Annotated in this window: 2 pseudogenes; both read left to right on the top strand. The window is 68.0% G+C overall.

Going from position 1 to position 2,408, the window contains the following annotated elements:
* Positions 1 to 273 precede the first annotated feature (273 nt).
* Positions 274 to 2,002: pseudogene (locus SYNGFB01_RS11045) on the top strand (bifunctional (p)ppGpp synthetase/guanosine-3',5'-bis(diphosphate) 3'-pyrophosphohydrolase); the annotation flags it as partial.
* 1 nt (position 2,003) lies between these two features.
* Positions 2,004 to 2,294, top strand: a pseudogene (locus SYNGFB01_RS13420) (ferredoxin-NADP reductase); the annotation flags it as partial.
* Positions 2,295 to 2,408 lie beyond the last annotated feature (114 nt).

Below are 2,408 nucleotides of genomic sequence, written 5' to 3'. Positions count from 1 at the left end.
CTGCACGGCGCGTGCCACCGTGCTCTTGCCGCAGCCGGAGGGCCCACCAGGGCCAGGCTCTCGCCGGCGGCCAGGCGCAGACTCAGACCATCGAGGGTGGCAGCCGGGCGCCGGGGTAGCGCACCACCAGATCATCGAGGGCCAGCACAGCCTGCTTCGCCTCGCTCATCGGACTCGGACCTCGCACGGTTCGCCCAGCTTGGATCCGAACATCCGCACAGGGCGGCGTCTGTGACCGCCTCCCCATACCATGGATGTACTCCGCAGGGTTGCATGCTCCGAGCGGTTGCCGAACCCGATGCGGCGCGGGACAAACTCGACGCCGTCGCTCAGTCCGTCTCAGTGGCCGGGTCGGCATCAGCGGCTGCGAGCCCATCCGGTGACCGTGCAGTGCGGCCGGCCGACTACGGCATCCCGCTGCCGGAGTGGTTGCAGGCCTGCATCGAGCACGTGCCCCCCGGGGCGGGCGACACCTGCCCCACCGACGCCGAGGCCCTGCTGGCCTCGGCGTTTGATTTTGCGTACCAGCTCCATGAGGGGCAGGTGCGGGCCAGCGGCGAGCCCTACATCTGCCATCCCGTGGCGGTGGCCGACCTGCTGCGTGACATCGGCGCCAGCGCGCCGGTGATCGCCGCCGGTTTCCTGCACGACGTGGTGGAGGACACCGACGTGACCCCGGAGGCGCTGGAGGAGCACTTCGGCGTCGAGGTGCGGGCCCTGGTGGAGGGGGTGACCAAGCTGGGCGGTATCCACTTCACCAACAAGACCGAAGCCCAGGCCGAGAACCTGCGGCGGATGTTCCTGGCGATGGCCAGCGACATCCGCGTGGTGCTGGTGAAGCTGGCCGACCGGCTGCACAACATGCGCACGCTGGGGGCGCTGAAACCCGAGAAGCAGCAGCGCATCGCCCGCGAAACGCGCGAGATCTACGCCCCACTCGCCAACCGGCTCGGGATCGGACGGTTCAAGTGGGAGCTGGAGGACCTGGCCTTCAAGATCCTCGAGCCCGAGGCCTACCGCGACGTGCAGCAGCAGGTGGCCACCAAGCGGAGTGAGCGCGAGGAGCGTCTCGGTGTCACGGTGAACCTGCTGCGGCAGCGGCTGGCGGCGGTGGGCTGGGGGGTGCGAGGTGAGCGGGCGGCCGAAGCATCTGTATGGCATCTGGAGCAAGATGCAGCGCCAGCAGAAGGCCTTCCACGAGATCTACGACGTGGCGGCGCTGCGGATCATCTGCCCGGATCTGGAGAGCTGCTATCGCGCCCTGGCGGTGGTGCACGACACCTTCCGGCCGATTCCGGGACGCTTCAAGGACTACATCGGCCTGCCCAAACCCAACGGCTATCAGTCGCTGCACACGGCGGTGATCGGCCGCCACCGGCCGATCGAGGTGCAGATCCGCACGGCCGAGATGCACCGGGTGGCCGAGTTCGGCATCGCCGCCCACTGGAAATACAAGGAGGGGGGCTCACCGGCGGCGCTGGGCGCCGACGCCGAGCGGTTCAACTGGCTGCGCCAGCTGGTCGACTGGCAGAAGGATGGGGTGGGGGAGGACAGCAGCGACTTCCTGCGCTCGATCAAGGAGGACCTCTTCGATGAGGAGGTGTTCGTGTTCACCCCGAACGGCGATGTGGTGGGGCTGCGCAAGGGGTCCACGGCGGTCGACTTCGCCTACCGGATCCACTCCGAGGTGGGCAACCACTGCCAGGGGGTGCGCATCAACGACCGCCTCTCTCCGCTGGCCACGCCGCTGCAGAACGGCGACTTCGTGCAGATCCTCACCAGCAAGGCGGCCCATCCCAGCCTCGACTGGCTCAACTTCGTGGCCACCCCCACGGCGCGCAACCGCATCCGCCAGTGGTACAAGAAGAGCCACCGCGAGGAGAACATCCAGCGCGGCACCGCCATGCTGGAACGGGAGCTGGGCCGCGATGGCTTCGATGCCCTGCTGAACGGCGAGGCGATGGCGCGGGTGGCGCGCCGCTGCAATCTGGTGGGCACCGAGTTACCAGGCCGAGTATCCCGACAACTTCCGCTACACCACCGCCATCAGCCGCGAGCAGCAGAACAGCAAGGGTGGTCGCATGTACATCCAGGACCGGGTGCTCGAGCATGCCGACGAGATCTTCGCCCTCATCGAGAACCCCAAGACCCATGTCTACATGTGCGGTCTCAAGGGAATGGAACCCGGCATCGACGAGGCGATGACCACGGCCGCCGCCGCCAAGGGCCTCGACTGGAGTGAACTGCGTCCCCAGCTCAAGAAGGCAGAACGCTGGCACGTGGAGACCTACTGAGCCCTGGCCAACGGCTGGCAGCCGGCCAGCAGCCGCCGACAGGCATCCACCACCAGAGCGGTCAGGAGATCCTGCACCTCAGCCAGCGCCGGATTGAGCCAGACGCGCTCGAGG

Source organism: Synechococcus sp. GFB01, from assembly GCF_001039265.1.
In the GTDB taxonomy this organism is placed as follows: Bacteria; Cyanobacteriota; Cyanobacteriia; order PCC-6307; family Cyanobiaceae; genus NIES-981.
This window is presented reverse-complemented; position numbering and strand designations above follow the sequence as displayed.